Raw genomic sequence first — 20766 nt, 5'->3', positions numbered from 1 at the left:
GGGTTTTTCAAACACCCGTGCTTTCTTTTAGTGAAAACCGACTTTGTTTCTTTCCATCCAGCTTCCCCGCTGGCTTTTTCTTTGCTCTCCTGTCATGTCTTTCACCATGGTTTCAATATGGTGATTCCCTTCTTGGTGCCATTGAAGGGCTGAAGATACATATAATTCTCCCAGCTGTGCAAAGGAAAAGCCTTCTGTAAGTTTTGCGGCGTTTTTTATTTCTCCTTCACTCAAAAAGATGCCAAAGCCTCTCATTTTCATATATTCCAGCCGCAGCTCTTCATCCGGAAGCCCGATTTCATAGGCACGGTCAAATCGCCCTGCACGATTCATCAAACCTGGATCGATCTCTTCGGGATAGTTTGTCGTACCGATGAGAAATAGCCCCTCTTTTGATGTCGCGCCGTCCAGCGTATTGAGAAAAAAGGACCGCACATCTTCCGGCATCGAATCTATATCCTCGATGACCAGAACTGCAGGAGCGAGGCGTCTCGCTGCCTGAAAGACTTCTTCTATTGTCTCGCTCGACGTAAATTCAGTAATTTGCCAATAAGCAACAGGTGCATCGATACTGCCTGCGATCGACTTCACTAACGTCGTCTTTCCGTTTCCAGGAGGTCCATATAACAGAATGCCGCGCTTGTAAGGGATGTCATATGTTTGATAAAACGATTTATCACTATGAAAAAACTGATCAATTGATCTGTATATCTCTTTTTTCAATAGCGGATTCATGATGACTTGACTCCGCTGAACCTCTCTGACAATGGCTTCCTGCTCTCTTGAAGTCCCTCCATCTCCATCCGTAAACACGGTCACTTTCCGCTTGCTTTTTTCCCAAAGACGCGGTCTGACTCCCTCCAGAAATGCACGCATCTTTTCATCGTTAACCGCAAACAGACAATCAAAACTCATAATGCTCCCATCTTGAAAATATGGAATTCTGGCAAAAGCAACTCCCTTTTCAGGATACGCGTATACACTGTTTCTTATAGACTTATGGACGGTATAATCCGGTTCTTTCTCATCTTCATCGTAAGCAAAGGTTTTCTTTTCAAGCTTTTCAAATATATATGCCACATGCTCAGGCTCCAATGAACCGCTGCGGACATCTTCTACAAGAAGCTCCCAGTATTCCGTATTTGGATCATCACTGGCATAGAGCTCATAGAATACACCGTATTGATCATAAAGCGTTTCTTCAATCCGTGTGATAAGGTAACCGAAAGTGCCGTAGCCCGCCGCAGCTCTTTCATTCTCTTTTTCTTCGTACTGATAAATGAAAGGTATGTTAGTCATGTTTATACTCCATTTCATGTTTTGTGAACGTTATATATACGATTGACATAGCATTTTGTTTCATCCCACAGCATATTACTTGTGAATTCATAACCGTTGATATAGGATTTCATTGCACCATTTATTTTTACATATGGAGGAGATCATAATGAGCCAATCCAATCAAATTGTCAGCCATTTTTTATCCCATCGAAACGTGACCAATGAGCTTGCCGAAAAAATCAGCAAAGACCATTACAGCTACAAACCGGCAGAAACATCAATGTCAGCAGAAGAGCTGGTCAAACACATTCTTACGTCTTTCCACTTGTTCGCAAATGTCATTAAGGAAGGCAATGCCTCACCATTTCAAAACAAGCAGGAGGAAACAGAAACAGACCTCAATGTTCTGGCAAAAACATATACAGAAAAAACGGCCGCTATCCTTGAACAGCTGACTGAAGAGCAGCTGGACAGAGAAATTGATCTGACATCCGCTTTCGGCAGAAAAGTCACAGGCCGCGCGCTGCTTCAGCTTGCAATGGAGCATGAAATTCACCATAAAGGCAACCTGTTCGTGTATGTGCGGGAAATGGGCCACACTGAGCTTCCTTTCTATCAGCAGCGCATGTAGCGTAAACAAGAAAAAAGATACCTGTTAAGAGGTATCTTTTTTTGAGCCTTTAGTACTTCTCGATTTCGTCCAGACACTCATTATAGGGCAAATGAATAGAGATATTGAGCATACCAAAATTTCAAGCAGCTGACGTGCAAAAATTCAAAAAATTTAATTGATTAACGCGTCCTAATCATATATAATCTGATAAAAATAGTCGGGTTTTCAGGAGGCCTTTATCATGAGTGTAAGCATCATATTGATGGGTTTGTTTGTCGGAGCCTTAGTCGGATTGACGGGAGTGGGTGGAGCGGCCTTATTAACTCCCCTTTTAATTGTGCTTGGAATTAATCCTTCCATCGCGGTCGGTACAGATCTTGTATATAACTCGATCACAAAGCTGTTTGGCGTTGCCTCCCATTGGCGGCAGAAAACGATTAACTTTAAATTGGTAAAATACTTAGCCATCGGCAGTATTCCGAGTGCTTCGCTAGCCATTGGCATATTGCATTTGTTCCCCGCCTTTCACCAGCATCAGGAAGAAATTATTAAGCACGCTCTAGGATATGTGTTAACGCTGGTTGCCATTTCAATCATCGTTCGTTTGTTTTTGGATAGAAAACTTCGTCCCAACCGCTGGCAGCTGATGCCGCTTGAAAATAAGCGGGCGCTGACAATTCTTATTGGTGTTGTGTTTGGGTTTATCGTCGGATTAACATCAATCGGTTCCGGCTCATTATTTGCAATTGCCATGATTTACTTATTTAACATGAAAGCGTCACAGATTGTCGGAACCGATATCGCGCATGCTTTTCTTCTTGTTACGGCAGCAGGCATTTTGAACGCAAGCTTCGGAAGCGTGGATTACATGCTGGCAGCTAATCTGCTCCTCGGTTCAATTCCCGGCGTACTGATCGGGAGCCATCTTTCGCCTCGATTCTCCCCGCGTCCGCTGCAATTTATTATGGCGTCCATTATTTTAGTCAGCGGTTTAAAATTGATTTAATGAAGAAGGCTATCCGCTTGAAGGATAGCCTTTTCTTATTATAGCGTCACACCCGATTTAAAAATGGCGAGTTCTCTGAAATCATTTTTTTCATGGTTCACAAGCTGGCCGCTTGCCACCTCTATCATATAGTGGATAAACTCACGCAGCACATATTCCTCATGAACATCATCCTCTGCTAAAAGGCCTGCGTTAAAATCAATCCAATGCGGCTTCGCCTCATACAGCTCGGTGTTTGTCGCTACTTTCACCGTCGGGACAAAGGTGCCAAACGGCGTGCCTCTTCCCGTTGTAAAGAGGACAATTTGGCAGCCGGCAGCCGCCAATGCGGAGGAGGCGATCAAATCATTGCCCGGTGCGCTCAAAAGAGTCAGCCCTTTTGTCTTGAGTACTTCACCGTATTTCAAGACATCCGTGACAGGAGAAATCCCCGCTTTTTGCGTACAGCCCAGCGATTTATCCTCAAGTGTAGAAATGCCGCCCGCTTTGTTGCCCGGTGAAGGATTTTCGTACACCGGCTGATCATGTTTAATAAAGTATTGTTTGAAATCATTGATTAAATCGACTATCTTATGAAACACTTCTTCATTGGCAGCCCGCTGCATCAGGATGGTTTCTGCGCCGAACATTTCCGGTACTTCCGTCAGCACAGTACTCCCTCCCTGTGCAATGAGATAATCTGAAAAACGTCCAAGCAGCGGGTTTGCGGTTATGCCGGAAAAACCGTCCGAACCTCCGCATTTCAGCCCGATCTTCAGTTCAGACAGCGGAATGTCTTCTCTCTTATCTCCTTTGGCCGCTTCATGAATTTCCTTCAGCAAAGCAACGCCTGCCTCCATTTCGTCGGTCACCGACTGGGATTCCAGAAACTTCACCCGCTTCAAGTTCACATCTTGCAGTGCTTCCTTCATTCTTGCCAGCTCATTGTTTTCACAGCCAAGCCCTAACACCAAGACGCCGCCGGCATTTGGATGGCGAATGGCATTCAGCAGGATCTGCTTCGTATTTTCATGATCGTCGCCAAGCTGCGAGCATCCGTATTGATGCTTTAACACCAGTACGTTATCAAATGGAGCAATATCCCCTGTTTCTCTGACAAAACGCTGCAGCATTTTTTCTGCTATTCCATTGACACAGCCGACAGTTGGGACAATCCACAATTCATTCCGTACACCCGCATCTCCGTTTTCTCTTCTAAAACCTTTAAACGTCCGGTTCTCATTAGAATACGGATTTTCATCAAATCTCGGTGTATAGCTGTATGATTGGATATCAGACAGGTTTGTTTTCGTATTATGGACATGAATATGCTCTCCGATCGAGATATCTTGTGATGCATGCCCAATTGGAAACCCGTACTTGATGATGCTGTCATTTTCTTTAATAAGCTGCAATGCAATCTTGTGGCCTCTTTTTATATCATCCTTTACTTCAAGCGACACGCCGTAAGCATGCAGCCTCTCTCCCTTTTGAATATCCCGCAGAGCAAGAAGGACATTATCTTGCTTATGAATCTTTATAAACGACTTCAACGTACCTCTCCCCCTTGTATGCAGTATTGTTCAAGAGCCCTCTGCATGCCCAGCTCATGAATATGATTCAAGTAAACAGCGACTCTATCAGTCAGCTTCGGTATCTCATTGAGATCTGCCCCCCACAGCCGCTGTTCGCCTAACACTCTTGATGCAATCCGAAGCATGTCGCCATCCTCCTGACACCAAACCTCTTTGAAAAATTGAAGAACTGCCGGATCATCCTGCAATGTCTCGTTATCATGATAAAAATACAGAAGAGCGCTGAAAGAAAACACCAAGCGTTCAGGAAGCTGTCCCTTTTGTTCAGCATATTCCTTAAGAGTCGGCAGGTTTCTCGTTTTGAATTTGGAAATGGCGTTCAATGCAATGCTTTCCAGGTAATGCTTAATATACGGGTTTTTAAAACGGTTCAGCACATCGTCAGCATACTGAGAAAGACCTTCCATTTTTAAAACAGGAAGAATTTCGTCATCAATCAGCTCTCTTATAAATCGCCCCACTTCCGGATGCTCGACTGCATCCCTAACAGTCTTCAAGCCGTATAATAAAGCCACTGGCGTCATTGCTGTATGAGCGCCATTTAAAATTCTTACTTTTTTAGTCCGGTATGGGGTGAGGTCGCTGACGATCTTTGTATGCAGCCCTGCAGCCGCAAAGGGAAGTTCTTTTCCAATCCAATCAGGCCCCTCGATAACCCACAAATAATATTGCTCTCCCACAACTATCAAATCATCCTGATAGCCAAGATCTGCCGTGATCTCATCAATGCTGTCGACGGGAAAACCCGGAACAATCCGGTCTACTAAACTATTACAAAATGTATTGGCCTCATGAATCCACTGTGTAAATCCTTCCTCCAGCTTCCACAGATGTGCATAATGAAGAACCGTTTCCCTCAGCTTTTCACCGTTATTCTCGATCAGTTCACATGGGATCAGGACACACCCTTTTGTCTGATCTCCTTTAAAAGCCTGATAGCGAAAGTAAAGAAATGCAGTTAATTTCCCAGGGAATGTTTTTTGCGGCCTATCCTCTAAACGATCTTTTTCATCACATACAATCCCAGCCTCAGTGGTGTTGGAGATAATAAACCGAAGCCTTTCGCTTGATGCCAATTCTTTGTATGCTTCATAATCAGAAAACAGGTCAATTCCCCGGCTGATTGAGTTGATAATCATATGCTCGTTTACCGCTTCTCCGTCTTTCATTCCTTGTAAAAAAAGTGTATATAATCCATCTTGCTCATTTAATCGTTTGATTTTTTCTGAGCCTCTTGGCTGGACAACTGCCACGCTCCCATTAAAATCAGTGTGTTGATTCAATTGATCAATCTGCCAATCGATAAATCCCCGAAGAAAGTTTCCTTCTCCGAATTGGAGAATTTTTTCTGGATACTGAGTATAGTGATCGTACACATTTTTATTCAGCTTCTGCACCCTTATTGCCTCCCTCTCACTTTATGCACACGTTAACATTTTTCTGTATAAAGAATGCCCGCTGAAAAACGGGACATCACGTCGTCAATCGTCTGACTGAATCACGCACCATAAATTCTGTGTTTTCCAAGATTTTTTCTGCTTTTGTTTCGGGCTCGCTGATCAGCGACAAGAGTTTTTGCGCACCGAGCACGCTTATTTTCTCCACTGGGCGCTTTACTGTTGAAAGCCTTGGCGTGATGTACTGTGAAAACCCAATATCATCAAACCCGATCACCGAAATATCATCAGGAACGCGCAGGCCCTTTGCGAATATCGCATTCATCGCTCCGATTGCCATGTCATCATTCGAACAAAAAACAGCGGTTGGAGGATTCGGCAGTGCCAGCAGCCGCTCCATCGCTTGAAAGCCGCTTTCCATATCGTACTGTCCTTTGACACTGTATTCATGCTTGATCGGAATATGATGTTGAATCAGTGCGGATAAGTACCCTTCCTTTCGCTGCTGGGAGGATTTAAAGCCTTCGATCCCCTCGATGATGGCGATGTCTTGATGTCCGGACTGAATGAAGTATTCTACAGCTTCTTGAGAGCCTTCCTTGTCATTGGACAAAATATTCGTGATGGTACGATCATCAATATCACGATTCAGCACGACAAGCGGAATGTTTTTTTCGCGAATATGGTAAATAAAAGAATTATCAATGTCACTTTGGCTCATTAAAATGATGCCGTCATATCTCATCGGTGTAACGGAGTCATAGTTTTTCAGATCATCAATGCCGCGCACATACAGATTGTAATCCTCACTTATGGCTTGATTGACGCCTTTGATAGTGTCTGCAAAGAAGCTGTGTGAGGTTCCGTTTGTAATGCTTGTAAAGAATAGCCCGATCGTATGCGACTTTTGCATCGCCAGACTTTTCGCATTTACATTTGGTGTATAGTTGAGCTGCTCTGCTAGCTCTAATATTTTTTTCTTCGTATGTTCTTTGATGTAAGGGCTGTTGTTGAGTGCTCTGGAAACAGTAGTGTGGGATACGTTTGCGAGTTTTGCGATATCTTTTATGGTTACCATCTAATTCCCTTCCTTATCATACCGGCTGCGATTATTTACTGTATATTGTATCATCAAACATACCGCCTCTCCCACTATATTTCCAGATTAATAAGACACAGGATTCTCAGCTTCTGTTCCCGCTGGCTTACCAATGATTGGACGGACAAAACGAATCACAGCAAGTGAAGCGAAGACAGCCAGCCCACCGGCAAGCAAAAATGCTCCAGAAAACGTGCCTGTTTGGTCAACAATAAATCCGGTTAAAGCCGGGCCGATAATTCCTGCCGTGTTGGCGAGGAAATGCATGAAGCCGCCAACAGAACCGACATTGTTTTGATCAACCACATCTTGAATGACAGCCCAATAGATAGCACCGGTCAAATAAAGAAAGAACACTGACAGAGCGACAAGAGTGACAGCCCCCGCAGTCGTTGCCACAAGCCCGGCAAAACCAATCAGGACAGCTGATGAAAACAAACACGTGACAAGCACAACCTTGCGCGAGAACAGCACACCTTTTCGGGCCGTTTTTTTGTACACATAGTCAGAAACAAATCCCCCCGCAGCCAGCCCGATAAATCCTAAAATCCACGGTATGACCGTGATGACACTCATCGATTCAACACTTAATCCCCGCTCGTCGACAAGATAGCTCGGAAACCATGTCAAAAAGAAGAAGAGGATGTAGTTGTAAGCGAAAAAAGCGAACGCCGTGAACAGGACTGTTTTTTGCTTCAGGTAAAAGGTGAGCGGAATTTTTTCTCCGGGAGACGTTTCTGCTTTTATTGCCGGTGCTTCCTTGATCGTCTCTTGCGGCTTTTCTTTGACAAACTTGAACCAGAGCACTGCCCATATCAATCCAATAATCATAATGAGAACGAAGGATACCTTCCAGCTGAACGCCACTGCGATCATGCCGACTATCGGGCCGGAAATGGCTCCCCCGAGGGGCGTGCCGCTGTTGGTTACACCGATAACGGACGCCCGCTGGGTCGGCGGGAACCAGTTGTTCACCATCTTGTTGATGGTCGCCGAAAGCGGGCCTTCTCCCATTCCGAAGAGAATGCGTATAATCAGCAGGCTGACAAAGCCAAAAGCGAGGGCGACTGCTCCGCTAAACAGCGACCAAACAACCATCGCGACAAACAAGGTCAGCTTTGCCCCATAGCGGTCGGATGCCACGCCCCCAAGAAAATTAAAAATGGCATAACCTATCGAAAAACTGCTGAAAATCAAGCCCATTTGTGTGGCAGACAATGTGAGATCATCCTGAATAAAAGGAGCTGCAATGGAAAGCGCCGAGCGATCCAGGTAATTAATCACCCCTGCCAGGAACAAAAAAAGGATAACGGGAAGCTTATCTTTTGAAAACATCTCAACCTCACCCCTATGTTGGTTCAGTTTCTGTTGCACCGCTTTCGTTACACACCTGAATAAGCCATAAATCCTCCATCGACAGGAACGGTGATCCCAGTGACAAAACCGGAATAGGATTCATCCGCCAGCCAAAGGAGCGTACCGAGCAAATCCTCCGGTTTTCCGAAGCGCTTCATCGGTGTTCCCGCAATAATTTTGTGAGATCGGCTGGTGAACGTTCCGTCTTGGTTGATCAGCAGATCATGATTTTGTTTTGTCAGAAAGAAGCCTGGGGCAATCGCATTGACCCGCAGCCCGGTTTCGGCAAAATGAACAGCCATCCACATCGTAAAATTATTGATGGATGCTTTCGCAGCACTGTATGCCGGAACCTTCGTCATAGGTGAATAAGCACTCATGGAAGAAAGGTTGATGATCGCGGGTGAATCCGCCTTCAGCAGTTCTTTACCAAACACTTGCGAGGCCAGAAACGCACCGGTGAAGTTGGTGGAGAATACAGTTAGAAAGCCCCTCTCATCCATATCAAAAAAGGATTGGCCTTCTCCCGCTTCTTCATATGTCTCCACATCGGTTATCGCGTCAGGATGATTGCCGCCAGCCCCGTTAATTAACAGATCAACAGCGCCAAATTGGCCAAGGATGTCTTCCTTTGCCCGCTCCAGTGACATCCTGTCCAGCACATCCGCAGCAACAGCGCACGCTGTGCCGCCAGCCGCCGTTATCTCCTTCACGACCGCTTGGCCTTTTTCAGCCGTCCGATTCAAAATCGCCACCTTCATGCCATGACGGGCTAGCTCCCGGGCCATCGCAGAGCAAAGCACGCCGCTGCCGCCAGTGATGACAGCCGTTTTACCTGCCAGGTTCTCATGCAGCGGGATCATACGCCCACCTCTTTTTTTGCCATTGCTTCATAGGCGTCCCACAGCCCGTTCAAATACATGATGCCAAGTGCCCGATCGTATAAGCCATATCCCGGGCGGCATTGCTCACCCCAAAGATGGCGCCCATGATCCGGTCTGACATATCCTTCGTAATCCTGCTTATGCAGTTCTTCCATCACGCCTTGGATGTTGATCGAACCATCCTTTGTTAAATGAGATGTTTCAATAAAATCGCCATTCTCATAAATTTTCACATTGCGAATATGTGAAAATGGAGCGATGCCGGCATACGTTTTAGCGATCTCCACCATGTCGTTAGCGGGATTGGCTCCCATTGAACCTGTACAAAGGGTGATACAATTAGACGGTGAATCTGATATCGCCCGCAGTTTCTTATAGCTTGCCTCTCCTGTGATAATGCGCGGCAGTCCGAAAATCGGCCACGGCGGGTCATCCGGATGAATGGCCATTTGAACACCATAGGCCTCAGCAACAGGAAGAATTTCCTGCAAAAAGAATGATAAATTGTCCCATAGCTTTTCTTCATCGACCGTTCTGTAGGCAGCAAAAAGCTCTTTGATCCGAGCTAATTTTTCGGGCTCCCACCCCGGCAGTGTCATGTCAGATGCATCCTCCACCGTCCGAATCAGCTCTTGAGGATCAAGGCTTTCCACCTTGGCCTTTTCAAAAAACAGAGCGGTCGATCCATCTTCTAGCGGCCGGAACATGTCCGTGCGTGTCCAGTCAAAAACCGGCATAAAATTATAGCAAATCACTTTCACGCCAAATCCGGCAAGGTTGCGGATCGTTTGCTTGTAGTTTTCAATATACCGGCCGCGTTCTTCGTTCCCAAGTTTAATTGCTTCGTGAACATTCACGCTTTCTACAACTTCAGCATGAAAACCATAGGATTGAATATATTCGGTCTCGGCTCTGATTTCTTCTTTTTCCCACACGTCGCCGACAGGCTTTTGATGGAGAGCCCAAACGATGCCTTTGACACCGGGAATTTGCTTCACGTGTTCAAGTGTGACTGTATCGTTGCCTCTTCCATACCATCGGAATGTCATATTCATGCTCGCACCTCCGGATTCAGTCATTTAATCAAACGTGATGACGGCTTTTCGCACCTGATCTGGATGCTCCTTAATAAACTGAAATGCATGATGAACGTCATCAACTGAAAATGTATGGGTCACCAGCCCGTTATGCACTAACCGGCCTCCATTCAAAAGCTCTACCACTTTTGGAAACTGATTGGTCTGCAATCGCGATCCGGTTATCGTGACTTCTTTTTTTGTAATCGGCAGCTGAGAAATCTGAGCCGCTCTTTCATCAAATCCAAGCACAACCACATGTCCCGCCGGTGACACAGCCTCAATTGAAAGTGCAAAAGTCTCCGGCAGGCAAACAGCATCAATGACCACGTTTGCTCCTTCATTCCCAGTCCATTCATGGACCCGCTCGGCAACATTTTCTGCTTGGACATTTACAACAGCATCGGCGCCGTTTTCTTTCGCAAATGCCAGCCGCTCGTTGTTCAAGTCAGTCATCATGACAGCAGCGCCCGCCAGTTTTGCCATTTTTAACACACAGATCCCGATGGGTCCCGCTCCCTGGATCAGGACGGTATCACCTTTTTCCACCTGGCCTCTCCACACTGCCTGGGCGCCTATCGTATAAGGCTCGGCCATGACTGCTTCCTCCCAAGGCAAGTCCTTTAAGACCGCGTGAAGCTGCCTTTCCGGAAGCACAATATATTCCCGCATGCCTCCGTCCTCATGTACGCCAAATACAGAAAGCTTGGCGCAAACATTCGGCCGCCCTTTGCGGCAGGCATAGCACGATCCGCAATAAGAAATCGGCTCAATCACCACATGATCACCGGGTTTTAGGCTCTGTACATTCGCACCAACTGCCTCCACTTGTCCCGTTACCTCGTGTCCGATGACTCTCGGGAGGGTAGCGAGCGGATTCGTTCCATGATAAATGTGCATGTCTGAACCGCAAATGCCGACTCGCTTGACTTTCACGAGCACTTCATCATCCTTTGAAAGAACTGGCTTCTTCACCTCCGCTGTCACCAGATCATACGCTTTTCGCACTTGAACCGCTTTCATTTTACTCACCTGCTTTTTAAGAATTCATACACGCTCCGGGCGATAGAAATTCCGTTTTTCTTATTTCTTTCTTCATGCAGCTGCTCGATCTCGCCGGGCACATACACTCTTTCGAATCCAACAGCCGGCGGTGATTGCTGCAGTTCATCAATCATGGCATCCATCTGCTCTAAAAACGTATCCCAGTCAGTAAAAAAGGATGGATTGATCGCGCAAACGTAATGCCCCAGCTTTCTTTTTTGATCAAGGCCGTTGTACATTTTGGCAATATGAGGGCCAAAAGCCGCGCCCGCCAGCAATCCTGAAAATACATCCACCACAATCGATAGTCCATAGCCTTTCGGGCCCCCGAATGTTGAAAGTGAGACGACCTTGTCAGGATCAGTTACTGCTTCTCCGTTTTCATCGACTCCCCATCCTTCAGGAATTTCTTTGCCCTCTTCACGGGCCTGCAGAATCTTCCCAAAAGCCACTTTGGATGTCGCCATATCTAGGATAAACGGTTTTTTATGCTTAGCCGGAACACCGTAAGCAATCGGATTTGTCCCTAAAAAAGGAGTCCTCCCCCCAAACGGGACAACGATACTGTCTGTATGCGTCATTGCTATTCCGATCAGCTTTTCGTCAGCCGCTTTTTGCACAAAATAGCTTAGCGCTCCGCAATGGCTGCTGTTTACGGCCGTGACCATGCCGACTCCTTTTTTCTTCGCCATGTCAATTGCATGGTCCATCGCCATGTCGCAATTCACATGACCGAAACCATCGTCTCCGTCAAGCACCCCGGTCACAGGCCCCGTTTCTTTAAAAACAGGCTGTGCCCCAGGATTGATCCCTCCCGCTAAAAGCCTGTTCACATAGTGTTCTGTGCGCAGCACGCCATGCGAATGTACATTGCGCAAATCAGCGTGCACGAGAACATCTGCTACTTTTTCAGCATCTCGTTCATTCAAACCGGCACTGGCCAGCTTTTGCCGAACGAGTTCCTTTGCTTCTTTAGCTGCAATTGTTATCGTTTTCAAGCAAGTGCCTCCTTCCTTTTCAGTTTTTTGGGCACTCTCCTAGCGAACCCCCTACAAACACATTTTATTTACAAATTATTTTAAATATTCTCTATATTATATTGTCAGATCTTTTGCTGAAGATCCTGAACGATCTGAGCATGCTGCTGGTCTGTGAGTTTATAAAGAAAGCCGATAATGATCATCGCTAATGCCAAAGCAATGGCCGGATACAGAAGCAGAAGCGCTTTGATGCCAATCAGCGCCTGTGCTGTCTGGACTGCATTCGGGACATAGCCGATAATCCCCAAACCGATCCCCGAGAGAAAGCCAGACAAAGATTGAGCAAGCTTTCTTGAGAAATTGAAAAGTGAATATGTCGTTGCTTCCTTCCGTTCACCGGATTTCCATTCGCCATAGTCGATAATATCGGAGACAAGTGCCCACGTGATGCCATTTGGGATACTGATTCCGATAAAGGCGATACTGGCGAGAATTGTAAACACATAAACGTTAGATGGAAGCATAAAGTTGATCAGATCCGCGGCCACACTGATGCCGAAGCCGATCATTGCCGTTCGTTTCTTTCCAAACATCTTGACGAGCTTTGGTAGGAATACGACGCCCAAAAAGGAAGAACCAATAATGATGAAGTTCATATAAGCCATTAATTCAACATTGCCCAAGTTATATTGTGCGAAATAGACGAGCATGGCGGATTTAATGTTGTATGCGGAAATTGAAAAAATCGTCATCAGGACAAGGGTTAACAGCGGTTTATTTGTAATAAATGTTTTGACGACAGATGAGAGTGTTAATTTTTCTTTTGGTGCTTCCGATATGACAATGCGCTCTTTGCAGTTGCGATAGCAAATATAAAACCAAATCACACCGAGCGCGGCGAACAAGCCCATGACCACCGGGTAGCCGACCTTCGGATTATCAAACTTGACGAGCAGCGGCATCACGGCCACACTTGTGATAAACAAGGCGCCAAGTGATCCGATTTGGCGGAACGTCGAAATGGAGGTCCGGTCCTCAGAATTTTGAGTCATCGCTGCCCCTAATGAGCCGTACGGAATATTCACAAACGAATAGCCGATGCCCCAAATCATATAGGATGCATATGCATATATCAGTTTTCCGGTCGTTGATACATTGGGAGACAGAAAAATAAGAACAGTAAGCACCGCAAGCACGATGCTGCCGATTAATAGATAAGGCCTGAATTTCCCCCGTTTGCCGATGTTTTTGCGATAATCGATTGATGAGCCGACAATTGGATCTGTTATCGCTGCAAACAGCTTACTTACTAAAAAAATGCCGCCGGCCATCGCAGCGGGGATTCCCGCTACATCAGTGAAATACTTCAATAAATAAATCTGGCCGAGATCAAACATAAAACCGTTGCCAAAATCACCAAAGCCATAGGACATTTTCTCTTTCAATGAAAGCCTTTTTTCCGTTTCGACCGACACAACCTTATTTGCCAGTTCAGTTCGCATGTTCCACCTCTGTGTCTTAAGAATTTTCGGATAGTGATCCGCTCAGCGATACTGAGCGGACACTTTGTTACACGTTTGCTTTCTCTTCTTGAAATTGAAAGTAGTGTTTCGCATTGTCATAGCAAATCCCCTGAACGATGCTTCCCAGAAGCTCCATATCGCGCGGCACTTCGCCGTTTTCCACCCATTCTCCAATCAAATTGCAGACGATCCGCCTGAAATATTCGTGGCGCGTATACGAAAGAAAGCTTCTGGAATCGGTGAGCATGCCGATAAAACGGCTGAAAAGGCCAACATTTGATAACGCTTTCATTTGGTCGAGCATTCCGTCTTTAGTATCGTTAAACCACCAGGCTGTGCCGAATTGTATTTTTCCCGGGGTAATACCGTCCTGAAAACTGTTGATCATGCTGGCGATGACATAGTTATCATTTGGATTCAGTGAATATAAAATCGTTTTCGGCAGCTGGTTCTTCATCTCAACTGAGTTCAGCAGCTTGTATAAAGGCTTAGCAATTTCTTCATCGTTCATTGAATCATACCCTGTATCAGGTCCGAGCCTTTTCATCATTTTTGTATTCGTGTTTCTTAAAGCGTTGATATGAAACTGCATCGCCCAATCGAGCTCCGCATACAAACCGCAAAGAAACTGAAGCGTATATGTCTTAAATTTCTTCTCATCTTCATAAGAAACCTCTGTTCCTTGTAATCTGTCAGAAAAAATCCGTCCAGCTTCTTCTTTTGTTGTTTCGGCAAATACCATTGAATCTATCGCGTGATCAGAAACTCTGCCGCCGGCTGAGTGGAAGAATCGCACTCGTTTTTCCAACGCCTTTAAAAACGCATCATAGGTTGCAATGGATATGGCGGCGGCATCTTCAAGCGCCTGCACCCACTCAGGAAAGCCTTCACGATTGATCTCAAGCCCTTTATCCGGCCGAAATCCAGGCAGCACGCTGACAGGAAAGTCTTTGTCTTCTCTTAATAATAGATGGTATTCAAGAGAATCAACAGGGTCATCTGTGGTGCACACAACCTTTACATTTGATTTCACGATTAAATCCCTTGCCCCGAAGCCTTCCCCTTTGAGCAGTTCATTTGTCCGTTTCCATATAGCCGGCCCGGACTTCTCGTTTAAAATCTCGTAAATGCCAAAAAAACGCTGCAATTCTAAGTGAGTCCAGTTGTAGAGCGGGTTGCCAATCGCCATCGGCACGGTTTTCGCCCAAGCCATAAATTTCTCCTCATCAGGCGCATCTCCGGTAATGTATGTCTCCTCAATTCCATTGGCTCTCATGATGCGCCATTTATAATGGTCACCATACAGCCAGGCTTCCGTGATGTTTTGAAATGTCTTATTTTCATAGATTTCTTTCGGACTTAAGTGGCAGTGGTAATCAATAATTGGCATGTCTTTCGCATAATTGTGATAGAGGCTGACAGCGGTTTCATTTTTCAATAAAAAGTTTTCGCCCATGAAGGGATCCATGTCCTCACCGTCTTTCATTCTATTTCAAAATGTTAACGTTAACATTTTGATTTGTTTTTATTTTACCTTTATATTCCTCTGGGTTCAATCTCTTTTTTGAAAATAAAATGTTAACGTTGGCATATAAACAAAAAGGACATTGCCAGAAAGCACTCGGTAAGGAACGCTTTTGGCAATGTCAGATTCATTAAAAGGATTAGTAAGCCAGGCTGAAAAGTCCTTTAATGTGTGTTAAGTAGCGTACGTTACTTGCTTCTTTCATCAAGGAAGCAGGAAGACCTTTAAGCGGTGTAGAATTAGCACCAATGATGGCAACCGCGTCTTTGCGTCCAAGGCTTGCAAGTGTACCAGAGTTTACTGGCTTGAATGTTTCAAGCGTTTTGCCTTCTAGGTAAGCGAATAGGTTGTAACCGATCAGCTCACCCATTTGCCATGCGATTTGTGCAGTTGGCGGGTATGGACGGCCGTCTGGACCGAAGTAAACTGCGCTGTCTCCAGCAACGAATACATCTTCATGAGATGTAGATTGCAGGAAGTCATTTACAGTCGCGCGTCCGCGGTTCACTTCTAGGCCTGATTCACCGACTAATGGGTTACCTTGTACGCCGCCAGTCCAAACAAATGTGTTGGCAACAACTTTAGATCCGTCTTTCAGATCGATTACGTTTCCTTCTACATTTGTAACAGGAAGACCTGTTAAGAACTCAACGCCGCGTTTTTCAAGGCTTGCAGTCGCACGCTCGATAAGATCATCCGGAAGAACAGGAAGGATCTTCGGACCTGCTTCAACAAGTTTCAATTTGATTTCTTTATGGTCTACGCCGTATTTTTTCGCAAGGTTCGGCATGATGTCAGCAAGCTCACCAACAAGCTCAACACCTGTTAAGCCGCCTCCGCCGATAAGGATTGTTGCATCTGCTTCGTTTTTCGTTTTAGAGTACTCGCGCACACGATCTTCAACATGTTGGAAGACTTTGTTCGCATCGGCAGCAGATTTCAATACCATGCTGTTTTCTTCAAGACCTGGGATGCCGAAGTAAGCCGTTACAGAACCAAGACCTACAACAAGCGCATCGTAAGTTAATGTAGAACCGTCAGCAAGCGCAACTTCTTTTTTATCAACAGAGAAAGAGCTTACTTCCGCAATTTTAAGATCAATGTCTTTGCCTTTGAAAAGTTTTTCTAATGGCATTGCAACCGCTTTTTCAGACACGTTGCCTGCAGCAAGGCGGTGTAATTCCGTAATGATTTGGTGAGTTGGGTATTTGTTTACCACTGTCACGCGTGCTTGTTCTTTTGTGTAATGTTTGCGAACTGTTAGAGCAGAAAGAACTCCGCCATAACCAGCGCCTAGAATGACAATATGTTTTGACATCGTATATCCTCCGTCCTTTATATCAATTTGAATCTGAGATTATTTTTGGTTTTCGCGTTCGTTCATGACTTCAAGGTAGCTGTTAGCAAAACGGAACAGCTTTTGAGCTTGAGGATCTTTCAGCATGCGAAGAAGGCCGAAAAGTCCAATTGTTTCGTTGCTTGCTTCCGCGCGGTCTTTTGCTTCGATCGCAGTCGCAGCTACTTCTTTCGCTGTTTCTTTTACAGGCTCGAGAATTTCAGTGATCGCACCGACTGTGTCGCTCTTTAACACTTCGTCAGTCGCTACAGACTGAGCGAAATCATAAGACTTCGTTAAAATATTCACTAACTCAGTCAGCTTCGGAAGCTGGTCAACTAAAACAGTCAATGATTCTTGAACTTCTGGCTTTAATAGCTGATCAATAAGATCTTGCTGGCTTTGGCTGACAGACGCATTTGTTTGATCGATTGTTTCTGGCATATCCAATTCTCCTTTACTATAAGCAGTTTGCTGATTTTTTTGGAAAGGGTAGTGCCTCTCCCTGTCTCACGCTTTTAAGGCATAAGAATAAGGATTGTGAATTCGTGCACAATCATTTACAAAAATAAATGTTTACTACCCAGTTTTTCATCTTGCCATATTCAGTATTATTTTTATCTAAAAATAAACAATTGAATAAGTCAAAATCCTTTACTCTCTCTGAAAATAGCAAACACAAAAAACTCCAATTCGATTACCTTCTATATGATAACACTTTTTGAACAAAATTTGAACGTGAATTGCTTCGATTATGAAATTAATTTATATGGAGCTCATGTCATAACGTTTCTGCGGCACTAGTTATTGACAATCCAACAATTTCTCCCCTTCACTTTACCCATATTTCCAATAGAGGCTCTCTTTTTCCTGTGATCGGATCATTCGCCGGCAACGCCGCCTGCTTAATCTGTTTGACCGCTTCCTCCCGCTCATTGGGCTTCCCCGTCTTCATATCATACTGAACGCCTCCGGGATAGGCGCCAAGGACAGTAAAATCGGGGCTTGAGCTGAGCTTTTTATGTCCGACTCCGGCTGGAATCACGACTGCGTCGCCTGATTTGAAAGGGATGGCAGCCCCTTTTTCTCCCCCAAACTGAATCACAGCCTCTCCCCTAAGGGCAATCAGGACTTCATGCGTATTGCTGTGATAATGATGGTATGGAAAAACACTCCCCGACCAGCTGTTTGACCAGCCATGCCGGATGACGATCCGCTCTGCCAGTCCGGTGTCCTTAAGCGCGTTTTGATACACCACGAGCGGAAAATCAGGGTGATTCGGAATCCTGCCGTCATCCGGAAAGAAGTATGTCTGTGTCTCTTTTTCCATCAATTTCACCTCCCTTTTTTGTCTTCCACACATAGCAGTTCGCCAAACATGATGTTTTTCTCATGATTCCATTGATCTGCATGATACCGAATAGTATAGTATAAAAAAATAATGCCAGAATGAGGGATATCATGAAAGCTATCGTTATCGGAATATTGGCTTCACTCTTTTTCGCCGTTACCTTTATATTAAACAGAGCGATGGAGTTATCAGGAGGCAGCTGGCTTTGGAGCTCTTCGCTGCGCTTTATTTTTATGGTGCCGTTTTTATGTTTGATTGTCATCATGAGAGGGACATTCACGCCTCTTTTACTAGAGATGAGGAAAAAGCCGTTTTATTGGATCAAATGGAGCTTCGTCGGTTTCGTGCTTTTTTACGCGCCGATTACATTTGCGGCTGCATACGGTCCGGGGTGGCTCATAGCCGGAACCTGGCAAATTACAATTGTAGCCGGGGTGCTCTTATCTCCTTTGTTTTATGTCAAACAAGATATGCCGGGCGGTCCGCAGCTCGTTCGCCAAAAGATTCCCCTGGTTTCACTTGGCACTTCTGTGATCATCCTGATTGGAGCGGCTCTGATTCAGCTTCAGCATGCAGAATCGCTTTCTGGGAGGATGCTGCTTTTCAGTGTGCTGCCGGTTGTCATTGCGGCTTTTGCCTATCCGTTAGGAAACAGGAGAATGCTCGAAGAATACGGAGGCCGGCTTGATACATTTCAGCGCGTGCTTGGAATGACATTGGCAAGCCTTCCATTCTGGCTTATATTAGCAGCTTACGGCTGGTGGTCAGATGGCCTTCCAACAGCAAGTCAAACCGTTCAATCCTTTATCGTTGCCATCAGCTCAGGCATCATTGCGACGGTTTTATTTTTCTGGGCCACTGATATGGTAAGAGACAATCCGCAAAAACTCGCAGCTGTTGAAGCCACTCAATCCGGTGAAGTGATTTTCGCGCTGCTTGGTGAAATTGTTCTGCTGTCAGGCGTTTTCCCATCTCTATTATCATTTGCCGGTTTGTTCATTATAATAGCGGGGATGATGTTACATACCTTCGCTTCACAGCCGAGAAAACCGAAAAAGAAAGCACAGTCAAATCTGACTGCGTAGCATCTGCAGGAGAATGGGTGAAAGCCTGTTCTCCTTTATTTGTGCTACCAAAAGGAATCTGTTTCACGTTATAGTTAAATATAATGTCAGCCTACTTATATTGAAAGGTGATTATTGTAATGGAAGCAAACGATCAAACACAAAACATACCAGCCATCTCCTTCAGATCAGTCCGAAAAAGCTATAAACAAGATGGACAAACCTATGATGTGCTGCAGGATGTCACCGGAGACATTCAACAGGGTGCAATCGTAGCCGTTTTAGGTCCTTCCGGCTCAGGCAAAAGCACCCTCCTTTCTATGTGTAATTTAATGAGAACGCCTGACAGCGGCGAAGTCAACATATATGGAAAGGAAGTCAGAGAATGGAATGTCAATGAGCTGAGGCGAACGGCAGCCCTCGCGTTTCAATCGGCTCCCGTGCTCGACGGGACAGTGCGTGACAATTTAAGTCTTGTACAAAGGCTGCATCAATCCCAGCTGTACTCTCCTGAAAAGCTGGCTTCTCTTGCAGGGCTGCCGCCAGAGCTGTTAGACAGAAGCGCCAGAGACTTATCGGGCGGGCAGCGGCAAAGACTGTCACTGGCCAGAACGCTCTCAAATCCTTCCTCCATTCTATTGTTGGACGAAATCACGTCGGCCTTGGACCCGGTTTCTGCTCTTGAGATTGAAGAACTGATCAAACGTCAGCATCAAGAGAAAAAATGGACAGTCATGTGGGTCACTCATAATATGGAGCAGGCAAAACGAGTAGCCGATACCATTTGGTTTATGGCAGATGGCCGGCTGCTTGAAATCGCCGAAACCGAAACATTTTTCTCCGCTCCGCAGCATGAAGCAGCGAAAGAATTTTTGAAGGGAGGCACTCGGTAATGGATTACCTTTCTCTCTCTTTAACGATGATCTTTGTTTTGATCGCCTTGTTTTTATCAAAATCCTTTAAAGCCGGTGTAGAAAAAGACATGATCATCGCCACCATCCGGGCCGCGGTGCAGCTGCTTATCATCGGTTATGTTTTGTCGCTGATTTTTCGCGGAGACCACCCTGTTTTTATCCTGCTGATGGTGCTGTTAATGCTCGCGGTGGCGGCGCAAAATGTCATCAAGCGAAAGAAAAATACAATCGGTTCGTTTTGGAGGGTGTTTGCCGCGTTAGCAATCGTAGAAATGGTGACGCAGGGAATTCTGCTGTCTCTTCATATCATTCCGCTTACGGCACGATATGTCATTCCGATCAGCGGGATGGTCATCGGAAATTCGATGGTGCTCTCAAGTTTGTTTCTAAACCGGCTCAACTCAGAAGTCGGCGTTCGCAAAGAAGAAATTCAATTAATATTGTCACTTGGCGGCACACCGAAGCAATCCATACAGCGCATTCTTACTTCAGCGATGAAAATGAGTATGATCCCGACGCTCGAAAGCCAGAAAACACTGGGTCTTGTTCAGCTTCCCGGCATGATGACAGGCCAGATTCTAGCCGGCGCGGACCCGATTCAGGCAGTACGTTTTCAGCTCTTAATCGTGTTTACAACGATGGCCTCAGCCGCGCTGACTTGTGTAATCTTAAGCGTGCTGACATACCCATCATTATTCACCGTTCATCAGCAGCTGAAGCAGAATGAATGACAGACAAAAGCC

General features: G+C 45.5%; 19 protein-coding genes. 5 read left to right on the top strand and 14 right to left on the bottom strand.

Annotated features, from left to right (window positions below):
• Positions 1-27: 27 nt before the first annotated feature.
• Positions 28-1299: an ATPase YjoB gene (yjoB, locus tag MHI44_RS18270; protein WP_003245490.1), complete on the bottom strand. Its 1272-nt coding sequence runs from the start codon at positions 1297-1299 to the stop codon at positions 28-30.
• A 148-nt stretch (positions 1300-1447) separates the two neighbouring features.
• Between yjoB and MHI44_RS18265 the strand changes: the two genes are divergently transcribed.
• Positions 1448-1912: a DinB family protein gene (locus tag MHI44_RS18265; protein ID WP_014479541.1), complete on the top strand. Its 465-nt coding sequence runs from the start codon at positions 1448-1450 to the stop codon at positions 1910-1912.
• A 223-nt stretch (positions 1913-2135) separates the two neighbouring features.
• Positions 2136-2900, top strand: a complete 765-nt coding sequence (locus MHI44_RS18260) for a sulfite exporter TauE/SafE family protein (RefSeq protein ID WP_003245643.1) — start codon at positions 2136-2138, stop codon at positions 2898-2900.
• Between the two features lie 38 nt (positions 2901-2938).
• On the opposite strand, the gene MHI44_RS18255 is transcribed toward MHI44_RS18260, so the two are convergent.
• The 13 genes from MHI44_RS18255 to MHI44_RS18195 all read right to left on the bottom strand — a co-directional run bounded on the left by MHI44_RS18255 (position 2939) and on the right by MHI44_RS18195 (position 18024).
• Positions 2939-4432, bottom strand: coding sequence for an altronate dehydratase family protein (locus tag MHI44_RS18255; RefSeq protein WP_017697315.1), 1494 nt, complete (start codon positions 4430-4432; stop codon positions 2939-2941).
• Positions 4429-5871: a tagaturonate reductase gene (locus tag MHI44_RS18250; protein WP_003245710.1), complete on the bottom strand. Its 1443-nt coding sequence runs from the start codon at positions 5869-5871 to the stop codon at positions 4429-4431. The genes MHI44_RS18255 and MHI44_RS18250 overlap by 4 nt, the downstream gene beginning before the upstream one ends.
• Positions 5872-5947: 76 nt before the next feature.
• Complete coding sequence (locus MHI44_RS18245) at positions 5948-6949, bottom strand: LacI family DNA-binding transcriptional regulator (protein WP_003244946.1); 1002 nt, start codon at positions 6947-6949, stop codon at positions 5948-5950.
• 87 nt (positions 6950-7036) lie between these two features.
• The gene (locus MHI44_RS18240; protein ID WP_003245531.1) at positions 7037-8305 is read right to left on the bottom strand and encodes an MFS transporter; all 1269 of its coding nucleotides are present in this window, start codon (positions 8303-8305) and stop codon (positions 7037-7039) included.
• 47 nt (positions 8306-8352) lie between these two features.
• Complete coding sequence (locus tag MHI44_RS18235) at positions 8353-9189, bottom strand: SDR family oxidoreductase (protein ID WP_003245605.1); 837 nt, start codon at positions 9187-9189, stop codon at positions 8353-8355.
• Complete coding sequence (uxuA, locus tag MHI44_RS18230) at positions 9186-10265, bottom strand: mannonate dehydratase (RefSeq protein WP_069703735.1); 1080 nt, start codon at positions 10263-10265, stop codon at positions 9186-9188. Before uxuA ends, MHI44_RS18235 begins: the two co-directional genes overlap by 4 nt.
• Positions 10266-10289: 24 nt before the next feature.
• On the bottom strand, positions 10290-11309 hold the full coding sequence (locus MHI44_RS18225) for a zinc-binding alcohol dehydrogenase family protein (RefSeq protein ID WP_339202514.1): 1020 nt from the start codon (positions 11307-11309) through the stop codon (positions 10290-10292).
• Positions 11310-11314: 5 nt separating this feature from the next.
• Entirely contained in the window at positions 11315-12328 is a 1014-nt protein-coding gene (gene allD / locus MHI44_RS18220) for an ureidoglycolate dehydrogenase (RefSeq protein WP_339202513.1), read from the bottom strand.
• Between the two features lie 104 nt (positions 12329-12432).
• The gene (locus MHI44_RS18215; RefSeq protein WP_103803754.1) at positions 12433-13812 is read right to left on the bottom strand and encodes an MFS transporter; all 1380 of its coding nucleotides are present in this window, start codon (positions 13810-13812) and stop codon (positions 12433-12435) included.
• Between the two features lie 67 nt (positions 13813-13879).
• The gene (gene uxaC / locus MHI44_RS18210) at positions 13880-15301 is read right to left on the bottom strand and encodes a glucuronate isomerase (RefSeq protein WP_088325650.1); all 1422 of its coding nucleotides are present in this window, start codon (positions 15299-15301) and stop codon (positions 13880-13882) included.
• A gap of 196 nt (positions 15302-15497) precedes the next feature.
• Entirely contained in the window at positions 15498-16676 is a 1179-nt protein-coding gene (locus tag MHI44_RS18205) for an FAD-dependent oxidoreductase (RefSeq protein WP_003232765.1), read from the bottom strand.
• Between the two features lie 39 nt (positions 16677-16715).
• Complete coding sequence (locus MHI44_RS18200; RefSeq protein ID WP_003220510.1) at positions 16716-17138, bottom strand: DUF1641 domain-containing protein; 423 nt, start codon at positions 17136-17138, stop codon at positions 16716-16718.
• A gap of 388 nt (positions 17139-17526) precedes the next feature.
• Positions 17527-18024 (bottom strand): cupin domain-containing protein, encoded by a 498-nt coding sequence (locus tag MHI44_RS18195; RefSeq protein WP_029317652.1) that lies wholly within the window; start codon positions 18022-18024, stop codon positions 17527-17529.
• 131 nt (positions 18025-18155) lie between these two features.
• Here MHI44_RS18195 and MHI44_RS18190 point away from each other — a divergent pair, with 131 nt between their 5' ends.
• From MHI44_RS18190 to fetB, 3 genes are all read left to right on the top strand, one after another.
• Entirely contained in the window at positions 18156-19130 is a 975-nt protein-coding gene (locus tag MHI44_RS18190) for a multidrug resistance efflux transporter family protein (protein ID WP_256683366.1), read from the top strand.
• A gap of 119 nt (positions 19131-19249) precedes the next feature.
• Complete coding sequence (locus MHI44_RS18185) at positions 19250-20002, top strand: phosphate ABC transporter ATP-binding protein (RefSeq protein WP_048655273.1); 753 nt, start codon at positions 19250-19252, stop codon at positions 20000-20002.
• Entirely contained in the window at positions 20002-20754 is a 753-nt protein-coding gene (gene fetB / locus MHI44_RS18180; protein WP_095010690.1) for an iron export ABC transporter permease subunit FetB, read from the top strand. The genes MHI44_RS18185 and fetB overlap by 1 nt, the downstream gene beginning before the upstream one ends.
• Positions 20755-20766: the final 12 nt, after the last annotated feature.

This window comes from Bacillus sp. FSL K6-1366, from assembly GCF_037976695.1.
In the GTDB taxonomy this organism is placed as follows: domain Bacteria; phylum Bacillota; class Bacilli; order Bacillales; family Bacillaceae; genus Bacillus; species Bacillus subtilis.
The sequence above is the reverse complement of the archived record's forward strand: the minus strand, read 5'-3'. Positions and strand labels throughout refer to the sequence as shown.